We start from the raw sequence: 20,721 nt of genomic DNA, 5'->3' as shown, positions 1-20,721 counted from the left end.
TTGTATTAAAGGAAGTGTTACAATGATTGGACGTAATGACCCATGCCTATGTGGTAGTGGAAAAAAATACAAGAAATGTTGTGAAGGTAAAAATCAAGTAACTTCGCAAAACGTTTTCCAGGAAGAGATCGAAAACGTATTACAAACTTTCTATAGTAATTACCCAGAACGAAAAGATATCCGTGAATTTATGGAGCTAGTTCGAAAATGGGCACCGAAACTTGAAAAAAAATTACACAAAGAGTTAGTAGAAGCTGTTGCACTGGATGAATATTTTTTCCATCAACGACCTGATATTTGGCAAAACTTTTTAACAAAAACAGCGAAAAAGACGCTTCGCCCATCAATGATTGAACTGTTAAAATCATGGGAACAGCCGATTTTCTTCATCGGGACTGTTGAAGAAGTAGAAAATGAGTACTTTACGGCTATTTCTGCATTAGATGGTACGACTTATCAAATTCAACGAGAAAGCCATAAATCAATTCCATTAGGCATGCGCGTATTCGCATTCTTATTACCGGATGGCTCGAACGAAAAGAATCATGTACTAGCTGTATCAACATTGATTTTCTTCCACAAAGAACATGCAATATCATTTGAACAGTTTACAAATGCATTTAAAGCTAGTAAGTTAACTGTCGAACAATTTGCAAAAGAAAACCATCTATTATTATGGGAAGGTTTAGTGGAGAATGGCTATGAAGGCGAAGAGTTTACACCTTTCGAACAGGAAGTAGTGGAACTGCTTAAAGAATTTATGGTGGACAAGGGCATTAACAATGATGACTTTGTAATGGTTGTAGAAGATTATTTAATCGAAAAACAGCCTTCTGCACGTAAAGCCGGTGCGATCGCTGCCGGTGCTGTACGATTCGGTCAGGAACATGACCTATTCGAACAAAAATTCACTGTTAAAGAAATCGGTGAGAGCTTCAGTGTATCACCATCTTCTTTAAATAAATATTATCAAGAATTAACAGTTTTCTATAAAGAAAAAAAATAATGTAAAAAAGCTACTTTCGAGACGTCGGAAGTAGCTTTTATTTTGCTTTGGATTATACCCTGCTTTTCGGGCGGCGTGGCTCAAAAGCATTTGTATATTGAATGAGGTAATGAGAAAAATAGAGGTATGAATTTCCGTTATTTTTAAAATAACATGAGAAATAGTAAAAATAAGGGAAGGAATTTCCGTTATTGACCTAAAAAGCATAAAAATCCACGGTTTTATTTAAAATAACGGTAAAACGTTCCCTTAATTAACCTAATAATGAGCTCCACCCTTCAAATAGCGGTAAAATATTCCCTTATTTTTAGGAAGGCACTAAAGAATGTACTTAATCACGTAGCCTTAGCGCTGTCTTGCCAAAGCCCACAAATCAATTAAGAAAATTTTCATAAAAAGCAACCCCACAAAATGGTGATGAGTCCAACATTTTCATAATAACCTTATTTTTTAAATATAAGGGTAAAATTACTATTTAAATATAATAAAAAACAATTTGCAAATGAGCTGTTATGCGCAGCTCATTGCAAATTGTTCCTTTCCCTTTTTCATAAAAGGGATAAAAATGAAGAGACTTTTCAACGGAAACCACTCCGTTGATTGGCTTTACCTACTTTGCATAAATCTGTACCAGAGATTTATAATAGGTAAATAAGAAATACTTATTCATTATATCAAAAAAACATTATCATTCAATAGTACGATAGCAACAAAATGTTATTTTTCATAAATTTTCATCATTTCTTGTCCTAGAAATTGAAGTTGTTCCCCAACTGTACAAGACTCGATACAAAAACGATGTGCACCGTGTTTTCCACGTTCCTTACGAAGGTCACGAATGACTAGACAGTCTGAACAATAAGTATCCATTAATTCATCAATGTCTTTCATCACATCCACTTTATTCAATTCATGTACCTCCTTTTAAATATGATTTTCTATTGTACGCTATTTTTAATTTTTCTCCAACTTTCAAGTGTTTTGCTATACTAAATATAAGCAAATTAAAAAGGAGCGGTTTTATGCTGGAAGTATATATTGATGGTGCAAGTGCCGGCAATCCTGGACCAAGCGGGATTGGCATTTTTATCAAAGGTGAAGGTCATCATATAAAGATAAGTGAACCAATAGGTATGACGAATAATCACATAGCTGAATTTACAGCGCTAATAAGAGGATTGGAAGAAGCGCTGAAAATTGGTGCCACCTTCGTATCAATGCGCTCGGATTCAAAGATTGTAGTGAGCTCCATTGAAAAAGAATATGTTAAAAATGAAGAATTTAAACCGTTTTTATTGGAAGCACTGGCACTTATTGAACAGTTTGATCTTTATTTTATTAAATGGATTCCTGATAAAGAAAATAAAGCCGCAGACGCCCTTGCACGTGAAGCAATATTAAAAAATACAGACCAATAATAAAACGATTCATTTATCCAGCTAAGGTGTAAATGAATCGTTTTTGTACTATTCCGATTGATTTTGAAGTTTTCTATGCGTCATCATATAAATCACTAACACAAGGAAAACTAAAGCCGCTGAACTCATATAAACGGTCTTATAGCCTGCAGCTACTGCTACAACCCCAAAAACATACGAGCCAACTGCTATCCCTATATCGAATAACGTAAAGTACGTAGCTGTTGCATATCCGCTTCGCATAGGTGAAGTCGACTGGATGCATAAAGATTGAAAACTCGTTGTTAATGTCCCATATCCGATCCCTATAAAGATGGCCGACAATAAAAACGGTATTGCCTGCTGAGCATTGGCAAGTATTACTAAACCAATACTAAAGAGGAAGAACGATGGGATTATAACGTATTTTGCTCCGAATGTATCATAGATTCTCCCTGTAAACGGCCGAACTGCAATCATCGCGACTGCAAACACAGCATAGAAATAACTTGCTACTGTAAGTAAATTTCGTTCTTCTGCATATAACGATAAAAATGACAAAATGCTGGCATAGGAAAATGCGATTAAACACGCTATGGCAGCAGTCGGCAATGCTCTTTTTTCAAATAAATCATTAAATGAAAATTTGAATTTACTCCCCTGTACGGGTGTTACATAATTTTCTTCTACCGGTAATGTTAATGCCAGCAAACCGCCAGCCGCAACAAAAGCAGATAACACAATAAACAGCACATTGAAGCTTGCGTATTGGATAATAAGTAACCCAATAAATGGCCCGGATACTACTGCCAAATTCGTTGACATTGTAAAATAGCCTAAGCCTGTTCCTTTACGTTTAGCAGGAATAATATCTGCTGCCAACGAGCCCGATGCTGTTGTAGCAATACTAAACCATATTCCTTGGAAAAATCTTAGTGCCAGCAATAAAATAAATGGCTTAAAGAAAATATATAGTATAGTGCACGCTAAATAAAAGACAAGACTGACTATAAGCAGCCTCTTCTTCCCAAATACTTCTAGTAATTTTCCGCAAAACGGTCTGACAATTATTGCCGAGATTAAAAATACTGTAACGAGTAATCCTGAATCATCATCCGATTTTCCCAGCACACCGATTGCATATAGCGGCAATGTCGTGATTAGACCGTAAAACACAAAGAAAACGGACATGTTTGTAAAAAATAAGCTAATAAATTGTTTAGTAAAAATTTTGTTCTGTTGATTTTGTTGCTCCATTTCCATTAACCTTCTATCTTTTTAAGTATCCCCTTTAGGAGTTCCTGATCTTCGTATGATAACTTTTTCTCTATTTCCTGTTCAAACGATCGAACAGACGCTTCAATGGGCGGAAACTGTTCCAACCCTTTCTTTGTTAAGAAAATCATTTTTTCGCGTTTATCCATCGCATACAGTCTTTCAACCCAACCTAGAGATTCCAAACGATTAACCGTTCTTGTCACAGTTGGCGCTTCCACATTTAAATATTTCCAAATTGCAGTGAGTGACATTGGTCCATTTTGGTGCAGTAAATAGAGGATTGACCATTGTGAACTATATAGACCATGTGGTTTTAATACTTCATTTAATTTATTGACTAAATAACGATTTTGTTGAAAAAACATGTGAAATAACTCATTCAACATATTTACCCCCGATTTATTTACCTAATTAAATAGTTTATTCATATGTTACGCCTATGTAAACATTATGTAAAGTAAGATTAAAAAAAAAGCATTTAAACTATTTTACTAGCTTAAATGCTTCAAATTATATTTTATGGTGCTCACGAATATTTATTAGTGCACCAATAGCACCTGAAAATCCGCAATCTTGTAAAAATATCGGTTTATGCTTTTTTAAAATTGTATAATGCTCTATTACCTTTTTTAGCTGTATGTTGTCTATTAATGTCGAACCAATGTATACAATATAATCCGTATTATGTTGCTCTGCTAGCTGAATGCTTAAAGTTGAGATTACTTCGCCAATCAGTCCTTGAGTTGTTGCCAAAACATCATTTTGGTCAAATTCACGTTGCTCTGTAATACCAACTTTACCGAAGTTGCTAGCTGTTAAATTTCCGTCAATCGGTGTATCCATTCCTTGGTATATATCCTTCACAAGTAAATCGATTCCATCACGGCTACCTTCAAAAGCATTAGATTTAATCTCATCAAAATCAGAAATACCTGTCATAATTGTGGCAAGTCCAATTAACGTACCCCCACCTACACCAGTACCTCCAACACGCTGATGGGAATTCCCATCCATATAATGAATTGATGTCCCCGTACCGATATTGGTAATAATACTTTGAGAGATGGAATGACCTTCTTTTTCCAATAAATAGCGCACACCTTTTAATGTTGCTTCAAACTCTACAATATATTGAATCGATTTCATCGTTTTTAAAACATCTCGTAATTGCTCAGTTCGGCCTCCTGTCAAGCCGATTTCTTCTACTTGAGGATGTTTTTCCAACCATTCTCTAACTAAATGCATTTCATTAGATGGAAAGACTGTCAATGTAAGCTCCTGTTGATCATTCATATAGGCAAGCTTTGTCAACGTACCCCCTGTATCAATTCCAATCCATGTTGACATAAAATAATCTCCTTTATCATTCCAACGAGTAATTCGTACTACCCTATCATAACTTAATGAACTTCTGCAATAAAGAAAAATTCTCCTACTATCGGAGAATTTATTATACTTGAATTATATCCTTTTCGATTAAAGCACGTTTATGAAACTCTTCAACAAATACATGTTCATACTTGCGCAATAAGCGTAAAATTTTTGCCTCGTAGGAATGCGTAGATTCTTCTACTAAATGGAATTTAGCGATAATCTCTTCTTTTTTCAATAGGTTTGTTAAGGTCATCACTTCTGTTTTTGGTAATGCCACATTGTGCAGCTTTAAAATTTTGGACATAGACCTAAGTGGTGTACGTGAAATCAATATTTTCCCCATTGCATCTTGTGAAATTTGTTGCAACAGCTGTTTTGCCTGCTCGTTTGGCTTAATACTGACTCTTTCTATTGTTGTAACTTCCCCATCTTCATTTTGTTGTTCCACTGTATAAACTGTAAAAGGAAGTTCATCTCGAAATGTTTGCATGGATTGTATATGTACTTGCTCGTCCTCTACTTTGCAATATGTAGTCGAAATCACTAATTCATATGTTGTTTCAAGCATGCGTAAATTCGTTAATACTAATAAAAAATCGTCTGTTTGCTGCTGTTCAATTAATTTTTTCCCGTCTACTTCCATAAAAATTGAAAGAAGACTAGCTGCATCTGCTAAAGCGCGATGCTGTGTTTCATTTTCCAAACCGAGCTCTGCCATTAATCCACCTAATGACGGTTGCTCTTTTATACCTTTAGCAATCATATACTTTTGTTGAAAATCAATCATTGGATATAGACAATCATTTTTTATGTAATTGCGTGAAAGCTCCTCTTCTAGCACTTTCCGATCAAATTCCCCAAATGTCAAAAATATATAATCCTGTTTACACCAGCGTTTGAATTTATAAAACGCTTCTTTAAATGACGGCGCATCCAGTAATTGTTCTGTTGTAATACCCGTTAATTTTTGAATATGTACATTTAGCCTTTTAAACTTGTATGGTTGGATTAACTGTGTAAAAGTTTCGGTCGTACCATCAGGCAACCATTTAACTGCACCTATTTCGATAATATATTGCTTCCCTCGAATCAGGGCGGCTTCTATATCTATACTTATATATGTTTTTGTTCTTCCCAAATTTTTCACCTACTATTTTAATAACCGTTCCTATTCAAAAGAAAATAATGCTCTTTCTATTGTATATGAAAAAACAGCGTCTGACACGGTATGTTCGTATATTCTGCATTAATAATGCTAAAAGATAAAAAACATGTATTTTATGTTGGTAGATTATCTATCTCCCATAATAAAATTTCTTCTATATTAATAGATTTCGTCTCACGGATTTAATAATTCCTGAGTAAACTTTGCCTTCACCTTTTCCCACTCTTCTGCAACTATGCTATACATGACAGTATGGCGAATTGTCCCTTCTTTTCGAATCATATGATTGCGCAAAATCCCTTCTTTCACTGCGCCAATTCGTTCAATTGCTTGTTGTGAACGAATATTTTCATGACCTGTTTTAATCTGAATGCGGTTCAACTGGAGTTCCTCAAAGCCGTACTGAAGCAATAAAAACTTACAATTTGTATTAATTGCTGAACGCCACACACTTGGTTGGTACCATGTTGAACCTATTTCAACTCGTTTATGAGGAAGTGATATATCAAGAAAAGACGTACAGCCAACGATCCTATTCGTTTTCTTTTCAATTACAACAAAAGTATAGGTAATACCTTTTTCACGATCTGCGATAGCATTTTTTACATAGCTTTCCACCGACGCAAGATCAAGTAAACTAACCGACATATGCTCCCAAATCCGCCCATCGTTAGCGGCTTTCCTTATGCCTTCGATATCCCCGATTTCAATAGGTCTTAATAAGACAATGTCATTTTCTAAAAGTATATTTTTCATAGGATCTACCTTCCTTTTCGGGGATCTAGATTTCTGCAATTTTAAACAATTGCTCATCAAAATCGAATATTTCATTTTTCTGTATCGTGTCTTTAAATAACTGTGTAACTAACTTGGCAGCTGCCATAATGTCGGAGCTGTCTGTTGTTGACGGATAGCTCCTCTTTAGTTGTTTTACAAAGTCTTCTTCTAACGTATGATATGCCTTAAATTGATGTAACTTCTTTTGTTCATTTAATATTTGGACAGTTAAAGTAAACTCCCGCAGCTCCTCCAGCATTTCCATAGCAAAGATGTCATTTCCACGCTGATGCTCAATGTGCAACTTTCTTAAATGATAGGCAAACTCAAAAACTATATCGAACTTTTTTATGTAAGGCTGTTCTAGCTTCTGAAAATTTTCGTGTTCCTCCAGCATTTTCGGCAGTACTTCCCCGTTACGATCGAATATTAATTTCCATAAAGGTGATTTTACGTTTAAAAATGAAGTTGGTAATACTGAAATATTCATCTCTAAACCGTTTTCGTAAAAAGGAATGAGCAAAAAAATTTGATCACTGAACTTGCCTTCTTTAATGAAAAATGACCCCAAATTTTGTAGCTCGGTCTTTATTAAATCTTTCGCTACATCCACTTGTTCTATAGTTGCTACCATTAAATCAATATCGGAAAATTGATCACTGTAGCCTATCGTTCCTGAACCTAGTTGAATAATTCCTTCTACCTCGTTAATCGCCTGTATTTTTATAATGACGTCTTGAAAATATCGCTCTCTATCAGTTTCCGTATACATATAGCTGAACTCCTATTTTAATTTTCAATTTCAACTGTTTGGAACGCCCTGAAATATTTCCCGAACAAATTCGGCGAACTTTTCTTCTTCCTCGATACAAGGATGATGATTACTTTCACTAAACGTTGTCAATGTCGCATTCGGTAATAATTGTGCAGCTTCCACTGCATATTCGTATGGACATTGTGCGTCATATAAACCTCCATATATAAAAGCTCTTGTTTTCACGTTAGGCAGTTGTGGTCGTAAATCAAAAGTAGGCAACTCCTCATACGAAAAATAGTCCAATCTTTTCGATACTGTTTTTCCGCTAGTCGGACGGCTCACCATATTCTCAAAGCTTTGTTCTTTATATAAGGACATTAGTGCCCATTCTTTAGAGCCCGCTTGTCTTTGCTCCACTGTTGAAGCTGGATCTTTCAGCATGGCTAAAATTTCTAGAATTCTTTTATTGTTAGGATTTTCCTTACAATAAATGCTTCCAGGATGTTGCATATAGTCAGAAGATGCACAAAGACCTCCAGCTACAATAAATTCCACACTTAACGGATATAAAATGGCATATTTTAATGCAAGCATTCCTCCTGTTGAATGTCCGGCAAAGCCCCATGTCTCATGTCCTAACGTTTTACGTATTGCCTCTAAATCTCCTACACTATCCTGCATGCTATAGTTAAATACCGTTAAATCATCTGTTGATTTGCCACAGCCACGTAAATTCACTAAATATACTTTGTAAAATGGCACAAACATTTCAGCAAACCGGCTCCCATTAGCGTTGTACTCACTGTATAAATGAGTCACACATAGCGGACTGCCTTCCCCCTTTGTAAAAACTTCAAAAACCCCATTCTCGGTATGTATTAACTGCTGATCCCACATAATAATCCCCCTTGTTAATTTTAAATATTCAAATAAATTCTCGCATAGTTTACCCTCTTAAACAATATCAATTGGGAATTTTAACTATTTCACCCTTTTTGCAGGTTCATCACCATAAGTAAGGGATGACAAAATTGAAAAATAAGATTTTCTAATTAAGTCCGTTTTACTACGCTACGGGGAAAACGCATGAAGCAAGTGTCTTTGAAGCTCGCGTCCGTTGTACTACGTTCCGGGGCAGGCTTTCCGGGCGGCGTGGCTCCAAAGTTTTTGTCAAAAAGCTTTGCGACGAAAGCGTCAGCGACAGGAGCAACCATTTTCCGCGCACGCTTAATCGCCAAGGAGTTTGCCCCTACACTTCGCACAACTCTTTTCGTTGAAGCAAGTATTTTGGCGGCTCACCCTTCGTTCCATCTCACTCTACTTTGGCATAAATTGGATTTCCGTAAAAACCGAAGATTAAAACTTAGTTTTTCCGCTCTCCGCCGCCTCGCGATAGCGCAAGCGGCTTGATTGGGTGTTTTTTACTTCACTTTATAACGAGGGCAAAATTTTGGGATTAGTGGGCCTCACAACCGGCAATAAAGACAGCGATAAAAACACGTATCACGTGGTTTTATCGCTGCCTTGCCGTAGCCCACCAATGAAGTGGAATTTTATTAGAAAAGCAACCCCATGTTATGGTGATGAGCCTTTTTGCAATATGAAAATAAGAAGGCATCATTCCTGGCGTAAGGTGAAAGTGATTTATATGTTGTATGGTGTGTTATGAAAGTGCGGTAAATCAAGTTTTTAGGATTTATAGCTGTAACATATTTCATGATGGTTTATTGTTTTCTATGTGATTGTGTTAGCAAATAGTGATCATCAGTTGCACTATTTCCGCAAAAAGCTACTACAGTAGTGAGTAGTTTCTTTTATTGAGATAGCTCATTAATTTAATAAGGCATTATTATTTTTTACATTTGAACTAATTAACATCTTATCTTTACTATAAGATAAAAATGTTATATTTCCAATTTCATCCTCTTTAATATCTAACTTTGAAGTAATTAATTTTGCAAAATCATTATTATGTGTACTTAAAAAAACTTGTTTTTGCTTTTTATTTATTAATGTACTAATTACATCTACAAATGAGAATATATTTACATCATCTAAATTCTGAAATGGATCATCTATCCCTAGGACTTCAAGTTTACTCCAATTATTTGTAGAGTTTAGAGACAAGAATATACTTAATGCTAATATAGTTGATTGTGCTGCACTAAAAGTAAGACTTGCATTCACTTCATTTTTTAAATTTTCCACTTCTAAACTAGAAATTTTTTGTCCTTCTTCTAATAGTAAGATGTACAACTCTCCTTTAAGTGCTACTAATTTAACGTTTTTATAAAAAGCATGTGGAGAAATTTGTTTATAATAAAAATTAATATTTTTACTTTGATCTTCTAAATATTGATTTAATATATTTGTTTGAATACTCTTATGTCCCTTTAAAAATTCTTCAATTTGCTCTAACTTTTCTTTATTATCAACAATAATATTAGAAATCTTATTTAGGCTTAGTGAAGCTTTATCCTTTTCATTTTTTATTTCTATAAATTCATTCTCATTTAAATATGAATATATAGAATATATAACATCATCTAAATATTTTGTAGCATTTATAATATCAGTATGCTTCTCATTAATATTATTAAGCATTATTCCTATATCTAGTATACAACTACTAGTTTTAAATTCTTTCTGATATTCCTGTGAAATATTTCTTATTATTACTTCTTCGTTTGAATCTTGTTCTAATTTAAGTATGGTTTCATTTAAAAGAAGTTCAACGTTTTTAACTTTAACATTAGAAGATTCTATATAATTCTTAAACACCTGCTCCTTTCGATTTAATTTAGAAATTGAATTTACATAGATTAAACATCTCTTAGGTATACTTAATAAATGTCTAGTTCTTTCTGATTTATTAAATTCTAATTTATCGTTAACTATATTCTTTTGATCTTCTATATTTAATATAATGCTGATATTGTTATATAAATTTTCAAACTTCTCTATATAGTCGCTTATCTTTTTTATACTTTGTATATTGTTTTCTAATCCTTTATCAATATTATGAAATTGAACCTTAGATTTTAAATTAACTATCTTATTTTGTAATAAATCTATATTAGCTTGAATATTCCGAGCATAATGTTCGTTTTTTTCTATATTGTTTGAGATATTTTTTGATCTACTTTCTAAATCATTATAATAATTAACAAGTTCCAACTTCTTGTTTTGTAGGACAGTTAATTCTTTTTTTACTTCATTAAGCTTTTCTCTAATTTGTTCTTTAAGTGATTTAGCATTCAACTCAAAATTTGTACCGCAAACTGGGCAATCTGTAATAACTTCAGAATTTAATATGTAATTTCGTATATCATAAATAAATTGATTTAAATGAGAATCCTCTTTATTTTCTATAGAGTTATTTAGAATATCTACATTTTTCTTATATTCTAATTTCTCTATATTAATTTTTTTCAAATTATTATTATATTGTTCAATAAGGTTATTCAATTCAATTATTTCTGTTTTATACTTTGAGATACTTTCTTCACTCTCATTAATCTCAACCCATAATCTTAAATCACTCAAATAATTTTGTTTTAAATTATATTGCTGTTGAAATTCTTTGAAACTCATTTCAACTAATAATTCTTTAACGCCCTCTTTATTAAATAATATTTCTAAATTATCCTCTAACTCTTTATATTTATTTTCTAACTGTGTTACTTCTATTTTAATATTTCGAATCTTATTTAAAGATATATCAAGTTCTCTGTAATAATTTACTCTTTTAATAGCTTTATTAATTTGTTGCTTTCTTTCGTCTATTTCCTTTTTAAAATCTACTATCTGTTTATTTAATAATAGTTTATCTTGGAAAATGCCTGCTAAATTTATAGAACTAAGTTTTCTTGATTTAATTTTATTTTCCAAGCGTTTTAAGTCATTACTTTTTTCAGTTAATTCTTTTTTTATTACTTTCAGCTTTTCTAAAATTTCATCTTCTATTACATTAGTCCTTAATAGATTAATATAGTTCATACCATCAGGCAGAATTTGCTTATGATTAATATCGTAGATTTTCTTTAATAATTGTTCCTCAGTTATCCCACCAGAATTTTCATACGCTTTTTTTTGTTCATTAAATTTAGTTTCAAGTATATCCTTTTTACTGGTAATCTCTTTCTTTTTAGCTTCCAAATCTCCTAAATCTTTACTTACGATAGTTTTAGCATCGTTTAAAAACGATTTAAAATCTTCACCATATCTTTTGAATCCTAATATCTTTTCTAACTTCTTATATCTTTCTCCAGGTTTATTTCCTCTAACAAATTCATCTAAATCTTCTTGTGAAAGTATCTGCGTTGATGAAACTAATGTTGATAAATCTATATGTGTTTCATCTTCTCCAACAGCAATATTCTTGGATTTAACTAAAATATCAGCAACCTTACTATGAATTTCGTTATATTCAATTAAAACTCCATTTATATAAATCTTTTCGGAACTATTATATTTTAGCTCCCTTTTAATTACTGTAGTCTCATTATTTTCTTCAAGTTCAATCTGTACAAAAGTAATATATTTCCCACTCTCTTTAGCATGATTATTTACAATATAATTGAATCTTTTGCCTTCAATAGAACCAGAATAACGATTTAATTTACCTAAAAAAACCCAGTTCATTGCATCGAAAATCGTACTTTTACCATGCCCATTTGGACCGTTAATTACAATTATCTTTTTATTTGAAAAATCAAATTCATGATAACCTCTAAATGCCCTGAAATCCTGTAAAATAAGTTTATTTATAATCATTATTCTCTCCTATATCTAGCACTTTCTTTAATTCAGTTGCTAGTTCTTCGTCACTAAGATTTTCAAAATCTTTTTTAAAATAGAATTCCACTAGTTTTTCAATATTATTTTTATAATGTTCTCGATTAATATTAATATTTAACGGCATATCTTTATGTAATAAATCTATATTAGTTATGGTATCTTTAAAATTTGTAATATAGTCAAATCCCTTTTCGACATCACTATTTATATCAGGTATAAAGGGAATATTATTCATATTTTCAATATTTCTTAAAATATATTTTTTACAGACATATGAGTCTTTTTCTATCTTATTTATTTCTAACTTAACGTTATCATTATCGTAATTAAAATCCAAAACCATAAAAAAATATAAGTTTTTTTTCTGTTTTGCTGTAAAATCATTGTATTTAGAGGCAATTATTGCTTGTTCAGAAGTCCATTGATAAAAGGACGATTCAGTTCTAAACTCCTTAATAAAAATTATTCTAACTTTATCTCCAAATACCTGTAGATTATTCTCATATAATTCTCTATTTGGATCTCTCAAAGTAACATTTTCATAATTATGACTCAATAAAACATCAATCACTTCTTCAATTTTCATATTAATCTCCTTTTTTAGGAATTCCCACGATTTCTCTCCAACTTTTTACAAAATCATCATCTTTTAATACTATTTTTTGAGTGTTATTAATTTCTTTTAATCTCCTTATAAATTCGTTCATATTATTAGTATCAAAAAATATTAAATCTTTAACAGACTCTAATATTTTAGGTTGAGATTCTTCGATACTACTAATCTGTAAAAGTGCAGCTATTTTATCATCAGATCTACTCACAGTTTCTAAATCGTCTATAATTAAACAACAGAAACCCTCTGTTATATCTTTACTTACCTCACAATATTGAATGGTTGTAGCAATGCTGTTTTTTACACTGGTTGTATCTTTTTTATTTTGAGCATTATATATCGAAAATAACAGTTTTTGATTAGCATTTAACTCTCCTGAATGGAATAATAATTTTGCATTATTAAATACTGATTTTTTATCAACATAGAATGCTAAACAATTTACAATATATTCAATGGATTTTTTTAAATGATGTTCACTATTACTACCTGTATAATTATCTACCGGTAGATTATTTTCCATTTCAAATAATTTATGTAGAAAAACTGCTAAATATTTAGGATCTTTCTCAAACTCTTCGTTGCATGAATTATAAAACCAATTCAGTGTTTCTTTAAGGTCGCTTTTAATATCTTCATTATTATAAGTTTCATTAATATCCTGCGCTAAGCTTTTTATAGCACGATCAAACATAGCATAAGTTGTGTGATTATTTACTGCTCTAGCTAAAACTTCTGCCCCTTCCGCTTTCCCCTCTTCAAATAAAATTTGAATGTAATCTTTACTAAAAGTAAGGTCGTCTAGTGTGACATTAGGATTATCACTATAAGTAGTTGAAAATACTTTCGCAAATATTTTATCAAATATATAAGTCGCAATAGAATATTTTTCAATCTCAGTATTATCAAGGGTTTCCATAATCATTTGAATGATTGTTTCTTTAAGTTCTATTGAAGAACCTAGATGATTAACGAATAATCGATTTAAGTAAAATTTAATATCCTTTTGTAATACTTCATTAAAAGAAATATCAACAGCTTCGTCTCCATCAATTTTTACTGATTCTAACTTTTCTAAAAAAACATCATCTTCGTCAAATTTTTCTTCTAAATTATACTTCGAGTTTGTTTTATATTTTAATTTGTTACTACTTGAGAAAGGTGTATTTGTAGCTACTTCAAATTGCGGATTGAGAAATTTATCTATCGCCACGCCTCCTTCATTTAAATGTTTTTCTACAAAATAATCATAATTAAGAAATAATTTATCTAACCAACTATTAAAATATGCTTTCTTATTTAAAACATCTTCTATCTTAGGCTTAGAACGATTATAAAATGCATATGGAGTAAATAAATTCCCTGTCCCTTCACGAATTGTTTTTACTTGAATAAATCGAACGTCATTTTCATTAAGTAAAGTCACATCATCAAAATATTCTATTACTACATAATCCCACCAAGTATCTATTGATTTTGGATATACCATCTTTATCATATAAAATATAGCTACATAATACTGATAGACGAACCCCCTGAGAGCAGTAAGTCCTCCGATATCTCTTAATTTTCCGCCCATTAATTTATCTATTACAGTTTCAATATCTTCATCTAAAGTAATATTCTCTTTCTCTACGTATTCTTTTAACTTTTCAATTTGTCTTGAACGTACATCTACTTCTTCCACTTGTGACAAAGTAATTCAATCCCTCCAAAATAAATTTTAACATCAACAAACTACACAATACTCAAAATACCATTATATACCACTTAATAAAGAGATGATTTAATAAAATACTCAAAATGAGCACTTAGACCTATGAAAATGATTAGAAACCGAAGCTATTATATTTACATTTTTCATGTAAGGAGGGGCTGGTGTAAAGATAGTACAGCTTCGTATGGCACGTTTATTAAAGCTCTGTCATTTAAGTACAGATTTCATGCCATCACTACGACATTCGCATACGTCGCTCTTAGCAGTAGCGAGAGTATCACTTGAACAAATTATGGAGCGACTTGGTCATATCGATGATCAAACGACCAAAAATATTTATTTGCACATTACAAAAGAAATGAAAAAAGAAGCATCCCATAAGTTTGCACAACCCATGAGACGCTTCGATTAATTTGATACAATGTTAGCAAAATGTTAGCAAATCACTTTCACCTTACATACAAACCCAGCGATATCAAGGGTTTAACAGGCTTATTACATCATTCCTGGCATGATGCCTCTTCCTTTACATATTTTTTGGAGTCTTAATTCCTAATAGCTTCAAACCATCCTTTAAAATCGTCGCCACAGCAAAGCATAATACTAAACGGCTTTCCAACTTCTCATCTTCAACTAATATTTTTGTATGAGCATAATATTTATTAAATGTTCTTGCCAATTGCAGTACATATTTCGCAACTATGGAAGGGTCCGCCTGCTCAAGGCTATCTGAAATAACCTGTGGATATTGTTGGAGCAGCAAAACGATTCCCCAAGCTGATTCCTCCAGCTCCTTTATCGTTACTTCTTCATGAAGCGTAAATTGAGCTTTCTCTAAAATGGAACAAATACGAGCATGCGTATATTGCACATATGGCCCTGTTTCCCCTTCAAAATTCAACATTTGCTGTAAAGAAAACTCAACATCGTTCAAACGATAATTTTTTAAATCATTAAAAATAACTGCGCCTATTCCAACCTGCTTGGCGATCTCCTGCTTATTTCGTAAACTCGGATTTTTCTCTTCAATATTTTTAGCGGCCGTTTCCACTGCTTCCTTTAATACATCTTTTAGAAGAATTACTCTACCTTTACGAGTAGACATCTTTTTGCCGTCTTTAAGCATCATGCCAAATGGGACATGCTGTAATTTTTTTGACCATGAATAACCCATTTTCTCAATAACATGTAACACTTGCTTAAAATGGAGTGTCTGCTCATTTCCTACTACATAATAGATTTTTGATGGCTTATAGTTTGCCTGTCTATAAAAAGCAGCTGCTAAATCCCGTGTTGCATATAATGTGGCCCCATCTTGCTTCATAATCAAGCAAGGAGGCATATCTTCTAGAAGGACAACATTCGCGCCATCAGATTGTGTTAGTAACTGCTTATCATCTAATTCATCGACAATCGAATGCATTTTGTCGTTGTAAAAAGCTTCTCCTTCATACGCATCAAATGGAATATTAAGTTGGTCATAAATTTGCATAAATTCCTGTAACGAAGCACGTTTAAACCAATCCCATAATTCAAGTGCGTTTTGTTCATTTTCTTCCAGTGCTTTAAAGGCGGCTCTTGCTTGATTATTCAAATCTTCACACTTTTCCGCTTCGTCATGGAACTTTACATATAACTTTAATAGCTCCTCAATTGGTGCAGCTTCCACTTGTTCTTTAGTGCCCCATAGTCGGTATGCGACAATTAACTTCCCGAATTGTGTGCCCCAATCACCTAAATGATTGACACGTATCACTTCATAGCCATTTTTCTCCGCTATATTTGCAAGTGCATTCCCAATTACAGTAGAACGCAAATGCCCCATTGAAAATGGCTTGGCAATGTTAGGTGATGAAAAATCGATTACAATATTTTTATTATTGCTTTGTTTTTGACCAAATGTTTCCTTTACTAATGCAATTTCACCTAATACCTCTTTTGTTACTTCCAATTTATTTACAAAAAAATTAATATAGCCCCCAACAACTTGAACCTTTTGAATAAACGGATCATTGATGGTGCTGCCTATTTCATCTGCAATGCTATTCGGTGATCTTTTGAATTTTTTTGCCAATGTAAAGCATGGAAACGCGACATCTCCTAGGTGTTCATACTTTGGTTTTTCTAATAACGTTTCGATTTCATTTAATGTGAAATCATGTTCTACTGCCTGCAGTAAAATTTCTGCAATTTTTCTGTTCATCAGCTATTCCCCTCCAATATAAAAAGCCCTCGTCTCCAATATTAGAGACGAGAGCGAGGAATCCCGTGGTACCACTCTAGTTGCCACAAAATTGTGACCACTTTCCATTGCTAACGAGGTGACTCCCCGGCTTCCCTACTTCATTTCAGGTTGCTTCTCCAAAGTGCGTTTCATTTACATATTTTGCACCAGGCTTTCACCTTCCCTGGCTCGCTAATCAAAATTTATGTAAATTACTGTCTTTTTCATCGAATTTAATTTATAGAATTATATCCATTAACATCATACGGTGTCAATCTAAATTTGTACTATTCTGATTAATAAACACCTCAAGGGAATGGTACAATGATCCAGCCCAAGATAAAGATTAGCATATAGAATGCGATTAAAAATAGAATTATCCCTAGTGCCCATACGCCTAAAAAACGTGATTTCTTTGAAAAGATGGCCGGCCAGGCACAAATAAAGCCAACCCACAAAATCAGACTGAAATACTCGAATAAAATAGAGTCATTCGTCAGCATGCTTATATTCAGTAGCAATAAGGTGACCAACCCACTGCCAACCGAAATCCATCCTGCAATTACCGGTATTTGAAGTTTCTTTAATTTGTCCAGTTCCATAATTTCACCTCGCCTAACTTTATTTTACGGATTAAGTTTTTATCCTCTAGTTTTTCAATTTCATTTTTGGGTCCTGTTACAACTACCCCATAGGTTTTAATCCCGTTTTTATTAATGTAGTCAATTCGCTCCTGCAGCTCTAAATTTTTATGGCTGGATACCTTTGTCGCTAAGTCCTCATATTGAACAATATAGTTTAATATATCGATAAAGGTCCGTTCATTACTGTAGTTATTTTTAAAAGGTGACCAAGTTGTATTATCGACCTGTACAGGATAACCGATTGGTGATACGACATCGCCATCTTTACTCAGATTTTTCTCCTCTACACCCGTATCAACTGCCGCCCAAACAACATCTACATTTCGAAAGCTACGGCGGATTTCATCGACTCTATGCAAATCATGGAAGGAAATATATGCTTCCACAACCGTTTCATCCGGCAAACCTCTTAAAACTTCCCACTCCCTCCACGTATCTACCTCAGATTGATTTTTAGGATGTGTGAGCCACGGACTTGTTTCATTTGGGTTTTTCCTTTGGACACGCTCCAATTGGGAACTCACTTCTTTGCTCGATAAATTTCCTAGTGTATAGCGCATATCGTACGTATTTACTTTGAAATCCTCTTTCCCAATACGCTTGTACTGGTCAAACTGCAGCTGCATCGAAAAAGGTGAAAATTCCATATCGAATTCAATTTCCTCAAGCGATGTATTCGGCTCCGTCACATATAAAGTTTGACTCGTGACATCCATTAAAGTTGTCGATTTTGTACCAAATGCATAATAAAGAAAAGTAAAAATATAACTGACAGGAAGAATCATTAAAATAATGGTAATCGTACCTACCATCAATTTCATTTTAGAAAGTGAAACAGAACGTCTCATCTGTTGATTTAGCTTTTGCTGCTGCGAATCGGACAATTGCTGTTTTTTTGAGTTCGCAATTAATTTTTCATACTCATCCATTTTTAATGCCCCCCTTTTCGATAATAGATCTCATTTTTTTTCGCCCTCTTAACAAATGACTTTTTAGCGTATTAAGCTTCAAGTCCAAAATTTCCGCTGCCTGTTCATTCGTACAATCCTGCACATCACACAACAAAATCGCCTGCTTTTCAATTGGTGTCAATTGGTCCAATAAATTTAAAAGAGTTGTAAAACTGTCCTCCTGCATATAAATCGTCTCAGGTGTTGCATGATCGATTCGTACAATCTCCTCATATGGCTCACTGCGTTTTTCTTTGCGGCAATAATCGATATACGTGTAATATGCGACTTTAAAGAGCCAAGGCTTGAGTTCTTTAATCGGCTGAGCAAGTAATGTTACATGGGCTTTATAAAATGTATCCTGCAATAAATCCTCAGCCGTCTGCGTATGGCGGCAAAGAGAGAATAAATAATTGTATAAATCTTTTACATACAACGAATAGATTTGTTCCAGCTTCATTACTTCCCACCTTTCACCCTATCCTCGATTAAATGCACGATAAAGTTGCAATCTATCATAAAAATATTTCAATTATTTTAATTAACCGGTAAAATAAGGGAAGATTTTACCGTTATTTAAATGATGTTGCTCATTTTTGGATAAATAAGGGAACGTTTTACCGTTATTTTAAATAAAATCACGAAATCTCATGTTTTTTAGTCCAATAAAGGAATTCCCTTCCCTTATTTTCACTATTTTTTACTTTATTTTTGAAATAAGGGAAAATCATTCCTCTATTTACCTCATTAAACAATTCAATCTCCTGAGAAGCGCTCGTCCAACTTAATTAATTCAAAGTTACACACTTTATGGAATCAAAAATCCTCATCTATGATAATAACAAATTTTTTCCAATACAAAAGGGACCTTCATAAAAGAAGACCCCTAAAATCAGCTTTAGTATTAAAATAAATCCTCTATCTATTTAATGGAATTCCCAGTATCTCCTCATTATGAGTTCCTGACTTCACACCGATTGCTGTATAAGTTGCTTTAAAAATATCGGACTTAATCGGACAGGCCATTTGCTTTTGTGTAGTACCATCTGGCTTTTCCACATCTACAAACATTTCACGTTCTAAGAAAAGTGGATGGTTTACTGCTTCTTCAAAGCTTAAAACCGGCTCTACACAAGCATCTACTTGCGTGAAAATCGTTTGCCATTCATTAAACGTCTTCTGTAAAAATACTTGTTGCAGCTGCTTTTTTAACTTCACATCATCAGCTGGTTTAAAACTCATCGCCAATGGAAGCAAATCCGGACGGTCAATCGCCTCGCATAACTGCTTTCTGAATTTCGGCTCGAGACTGCCAACAGAAATGTGGCGGCCATCCATCGTTTCATAATAGCCATAAAACGAGCCACCATTTAACAACAGTTCTTCACGCTGAAGTGGTTTTCCTTGTACTAAGTAATCCTGTGCAAATAACGCATTTAACGTTAAAGCACAATCCGTCATGCTAATATCAAGATGTTGCCCGACTCCAGTACAGTTCCGGTAAATGACAGACGATAAAATGCCGATTACAGCATGCAATGACCCACCTGCCAAATCAGCCAACTGAATGCCTAAATTTGCAGGGCCACCTTCTTTTGTCCCAGAATAACCTTGGATACCCGACATCGACACATAGTTAATATCATGTCCAGCCCGATCGCGGTATGGACCTGTCTGGCCGTAACCGGTAATGGAACAATAAATTAACCTTGGATTCACTTCTTTAAGCACTTCGTAACCTAGACCAAGGCGTGTCATAACACCTGGTCGGAATTGTTCAACGACAATATCGTATTCCTTTACAAGTTCTTTTAACGAAGCAATTATTTCCGGCGATTTCAAATCAACAGCAATTGATTTTTTAGAACGCTGTAAATAATCATCTTTGTCCCATTGCTTTCCTTCTAGTGGTTTCGTGACGTGCAAAACTTCTGCTCCGAGATCCGCTAACATCATTGTTGCAAACGGACCAGGCAGCATTGAGGAGAAATCCAATATTTTTAATCCTTGTAAAAGCAT

20 protein-coding genes and 1 other annotated feature are annotated in these 20,721 nt (G+C 33.4%); of the genes, 4 read left to right on the top strand and 16 right to left on the bottom strand.

The genetic code is table 11. The features are described 5' to 3' along the window. The first annotated feature begins 22 nt into the window (after positions 1–22). A complete protein-coding gene (locus MHH95_RS10870; RefSeq protein ID WP_340727564.1) occupies positions 23–1,006 on the top strand; it encodes an SEC-C metal-binding domain-containing protein in 984 nt (327 codons plus the stop codon). A 717-nt stretch (positions 1,007–1,723) separates the two neighbouring features. Here the strand turns inward: MHH95_RS10870 and MHH95_RS10865 are convergent. Then, a complete protein-coding gene (locus tag MHH95_RS10865) occupies positions 1,724–1,915 on the bottom strand; it encodes a zinc-finger domain-containing protein (protein WP_191699357.1) in 192 nt (63 codons plus the stop codon). Positions 1,916–2,028: 113 nt separating this feature from the next. Between MHH95_RS10865 and MHH95_RS10860 the strand changes: the two genes are divergently transcribed. Further along, positions 2,029–2,424, top strand: coding sequence for a ribonuclease HI family protein (locus tag MHH95_RS10860; RefSeq protein ID WP_340727563.1), 396 nt, complete (start codon positions 2,029–2,031; stop codon positions 2,422–2,424). A gap of 48 nt (positions 2,425–2,472) precedes the next feature. Here the strand turns inward: MHH95_RS10860 and MHH95_RS10855 are convergent, their stop codons facing one another. From MHH95_RS10855 to MHH95_RS10825, 7 genes are all read right to left on the bottom strand, one after another. Further along, on the bottom strand, positions 2,473–3,660 hold the full coding sequence (locus MHH95_RS10855; RefSeq protein WP_340727562.1) for an MFS transporter: 1,188 nt from the start codon (positions 3,658–3,660) through the stop codon (positions 2,473–2,475). A gap of 5 nt (positions 3,661–3,665) precedes the next feature. Next, the gene (locus tag MHH95_RS10850) at positions 3,666–4,067 is read right to left on the bottom strand and encodes a MarR family winged helix-turn-helix transcriptional regulator (protein WP_340727561.1); all 402 of its coding nucleotides are present in this window, start codon (positions 4,065–4,067) and stop codon (positions 3,666–3,668) included. 124 nt (positions 4,068–4,191) lie between these two features. Further along, complete coding sequence (gene coaW, locus MHH95_RS10845; protein WP_340727560.1) at positions 4,192–5,028, bottom strand: type II pantothenate kinase; 837 nt, start codon at positions 5,026–5,028, stop codon at positions 4,192–4,194. Positions 5,029–5,131: 103 nt separating this feature from the next. Continuing rightward, positions 5,132–6,202 carry a 3'-5' exonuclease gene (locus MHH95_RS10840; protein WP_340727559.1) on the bottom strand — a complete coding sequence of 357 codons (1,071 nt, stop codon included), beginning with the start codon at positions 6,200–6,202 and terminating at the stop codon, positions 5,132–5,134. A 192-nt stretch (positions 6,203–6,394) separates the two neighbouring features. Then, complete coding sequence (locus tag MHH95_RS10835; RefSeq protein WP_340727558.1) at positions 6,395–6,976, bottom strand: GNAT family N-acetyltransferase; 582 nt, start codon at positions 6,974–6,976, stop codon at positions 6,395–6,397. 25 nt (positions 6,977–7,001) lie between these two features. Next, a complete protein-coding gene (locus tag MHH95_RS10830; protein WP_340727556.1) occupies positions 7,002–7,769 on the bottom strand; it encodes a hypothetical protein in 768 nt (255 codons plus the stop codon). 30 nt (positions 7,770–7,799) lie between these two features. Then, positions 7,800–8,651, bottom strand: coding sequence for an alpha/beta fold hydrolase (locus tag MHH95_RS10825; protein WP_340727555.1), 852 nt, complete (start codon positions 8,649–8,651; stop codon positions 7,800–7,802). Positions 8,652–8,840: 189 nt separating this feature from the next. Between MHH95_RS10825 and MHH95_RS10820 the strand changes: the two genes are divergently transcribed. After that, positions 8,841–9,164, top strand: a complete 324-nt coding sequence (locus MHH95_RS10820) for a hypothetical protein (RefSeq protein ID WP_340727554.1) — start codon at positions 8,841–8,843, stop codon at positions 9,162–9,164. A 420-nt stretch (positions 9,165–9,584) separates the two neighbouring features. Here the strand turns inward: MHH95_RS10820 and MHH95_RS10815 are convergent, their stop codons facing one another. The 3 genes from MHH95_RS10815 to MHH95_RS10805 are packed head-to-tail and all read right to left on the bottom strand — an operon-like array spanning position 9,585 to position 14,854. After that, the gene (locus tag MHH95_RS10815) at positions 9,585–12,530 is read right to left on the bottom strand and encodes an SMC family ATPase (RefSeq protein WP_340727553.1); all 2,946 of its coding nucleotides are present in this window, start codon (positions 12,528–12,530) and stop codon (positions 9,585–9,587) included. After that, a complete protein-coding gene (locus tag MHH95_RS10810) occupies positions 12,517–13,140 on the bottom strand; it encodes an ABC-three component system middle component 1 (protein ID WP_340727552.1) in 624 nt (207 codons plus the stop codon). Before MHH95_RS10810 ends, MHH95_RS10815 begins: the two co-directional genes overlap by 14 nt. Before the next feature lies 1 nt (position 13,141). Further along, on the bottom strand, positions 13,142–14,854 hold the full coding sequence (locus MHH95_RS10805) for a dsDNA nuclease domain-containing protein (protein ID WP_340727551.1): 1,713 nt from the start codon (positions 14,852–14,854) through the stop codon (positions 13,142–13,144). A 214-nt stretch (positions 14,855–15,068) separates the two neighbouring features. Here MHH95_RS10805 and MHH95_RS10800 point away from each other — a divergent pair, with 214 nt between their 5' ends. Then, the gene (locus MHH95_RS10800; RefSeq protein ID WP_340727550.1) at positions 15,069–15,296 is read left to right on the top strand and encodes a tyrosine-type recombinase/integrase; all 228 of its coding nucleotides are present in this window, start codon (positions 15,069–15,071) and stop codon (positions 15,294–15,296) included. 114 nt (positions 15,297–15,410) lie between these two features. On the opposite strand, the gene argS is transcribed toward MHH95_RS10800, so the two are convergent. The 5 genes from argS to MHH95_RS10775 all read right to left on the bottom strand — a co-directional run bounded on the left by argS (position 15,411) and on the right by MHH95_RS10775 (position 20,721). Further along, positions 15,411–17,087 (bottom strand): arginine--tRNA ligase, encoded by a 1,677-nt coding sequence (argS, locus tag MHH95_RS10795; protein WP_340727549.1) that lies wholly within the window; start codon positions 17,085–17,087, stop codon positions 15,411–15,413. A gap of 40 nt (positions 17,088–17,127) precedes the next feature. Then, positions 17,128–17,345, bottom strand: a binding site (T-box leader). Positions 17,346–17,416: 71 nt separating this feature from the next. Further along, complete coding sequence (locus MHH95_RS10790) at positions 17,417–17,710, bottom strand: hypothetical protein (RefSeq protein WP_340727548.1); 294 nt, start codon at positions 17,708–17,710, stop codon at positions 17,417–17,419. After that, positions 17,692–18,681 (bottom strand): anti-sigma factor, encoded by a 990-nt coding sequence (locus MHH95_RS10785; protein WP_340727547.1) that lies wholly within the window; start codon positions 18,679–18,681, stop codon positions 17,692–17,694. Before MHH95_RS10785 ends, MHH95_RS10790 begins: the two co-directional genes overlap by 19 nt. Beyond that, positions 18,674–19,162, bottom strand: a complete 489-nt coding sequence (locus MHH95_RS10780) for a sigma-70 family RNA polymerase sigma factor (protein WP_191699368.1) — start codon at positions 19,160–19,162, stop codon at positions 18,674–18,676. The genes MHH95_RS10785 and MHH95_RS10780 overlap by 8 nt, the downstream gene beginning before the upstream one ends. A 458-nt stretch (positions 19,163–19,620) precedes the next feature. Continuing rightward, the gene (locus MHH95_RS10775; RefSeq protein ID WP_340727546.1) at positions 19,621–20,721 is read right to left on the bottom strand and encodes a CaiB/BaiF CoA transferase family protein; all 1,101 of its coding nucleotides are present in this window, start codon (positions 20,719–20,721) and stop codon (positions 19,621–19,623) included.

Source organism: Solibacillus sp. FSL K6-4121 (assembly GCF_038002585.1).
Lineage (GTDB): Bacteria > Bacillota > Bacilli > Bacillales_A > Planococcaceae > Solibacillus > Solibacillus faecavium.
Note: the sequence above shows the minus strand (reverse complement) of the source record. Positions and strands in the feature narration are given on the sequence as shown.

Bases quoted from the DNA above. Each gene is read 5' to 3' on its own strand.
- MHH95_RS10870 (WP_340727564.1), top strand. From the start codon at position 23: ATGATTGGACGTAATGACCCATGCCTATGTGGTAGTGGAAAAAAATAC.
- MHH95_RS10850 (WP_340727561.1), bottom strand. From the start codon at position 4,067: ATGTTGAATGAGTTATTTCACATGTTTTTTCAACAAAATCGTTATTTA.
- MHH95_RS10855 (WP_340727562.1), bottom strand. From the start codon at position 3,660: ATGGAGCAACAAAATCAACAGAACAAAATTTTTACTAAACAATTTATT.
- MHH95_RS10860 (WP_340727563.1), top strand. From the start codon at position 2,029: ATGCTGGAAGTATATATTGATGGTGCAAGTGCCGGCAATCCTGGACCA.
- MHH95_RS10785 (WP_340727547.1), bottom strand. From the start codon at position 18,681: ATGGATGAGTATGAAAAATTAATTGCGAACTCAAAAAAACAGCAATTG.
- MHH95_RS10775 (WP_340727546.1), bottom strand. From the start codon at position 20,721: ATGCTTTTACAAGGATTAAAAATATTGGATTTCTCCTCAATGCTGCCT.
- MHH95_RS10790 (WP_340727548.1), bottom strand. From the start codon at position 17,710: ATGGAACTGGACAAATTAAAGAAACTTCAAATACCGGTAATTGCAGGA.
- MHH95_RS10815 (WP_340727553.1), bottom strand. From the start codon at position 12,530: ATGATTATAAATAAACTTATTTTACAGGATTTCAGGGCATTTAGAGGT.
- MHH95_RS10810 (WP_340727552.1), bottom strand. From the start codon at position 13,140: ATGAAAATTGAAGAAGTGATTGATGTTTTATTGAGTCATAATTATGAA.
- MHH95_RS10825 (WP_340727555.1), bottom strand. From the start codon at position 8,651: ATGTGGGATCAGCAGTTAATACATACCGAGAATGGGGTTTTTGAAGTT.
- MHH95_RS10780 (WP_191699368.1), bottom strand. From the start codon at position 19,162: ATGAAGCTGGAACAAATCTATTCGTTGTATGTAAAAGATTTATACAAT.
- MHH95_RS10800 (WP_340727550.1), top strand. From the start codon at position 15,069: ATGGCACGTTTATTAAAGCTCTGTCATTTAAGTACAGATTTCATGCCA.
- coaW (WP_340727560.1), bottom strand. From the start codon at position 5,028: ATGTCAACATGGATTGGAATTGATACAGGGGGTACGTTGACAAAGCTT.
- MHH95_RS10830 (WP_340727556.1), bottom strand. From the start codon at position 7,769: ATGTATACGGAAACTGATAGAGAGCGATATTTTCAAGACGTCATTATA.
- argS (WP_340727549.1), bottom strand. From the start codon at position 17,087: ATGAACAGAAAAATTGCAGAAATTTTACTGCAGGCAGTAGAACATGAT.
- MHH95_RS10835 (WP_340727558.1), bottom strand. From the start codon at position 6,976: ATGAAAAATATACTTTTAGAAAATGACATTGTCTTATTAAGACCTATT.
- MHH95_RS10820 (WP_340727554.1), top strand. From the start codon at position 8,841: ATGAAGCAAGTGTCTTTGAAGCTCGCGTCCGTTGTACTACGTTCCGGG.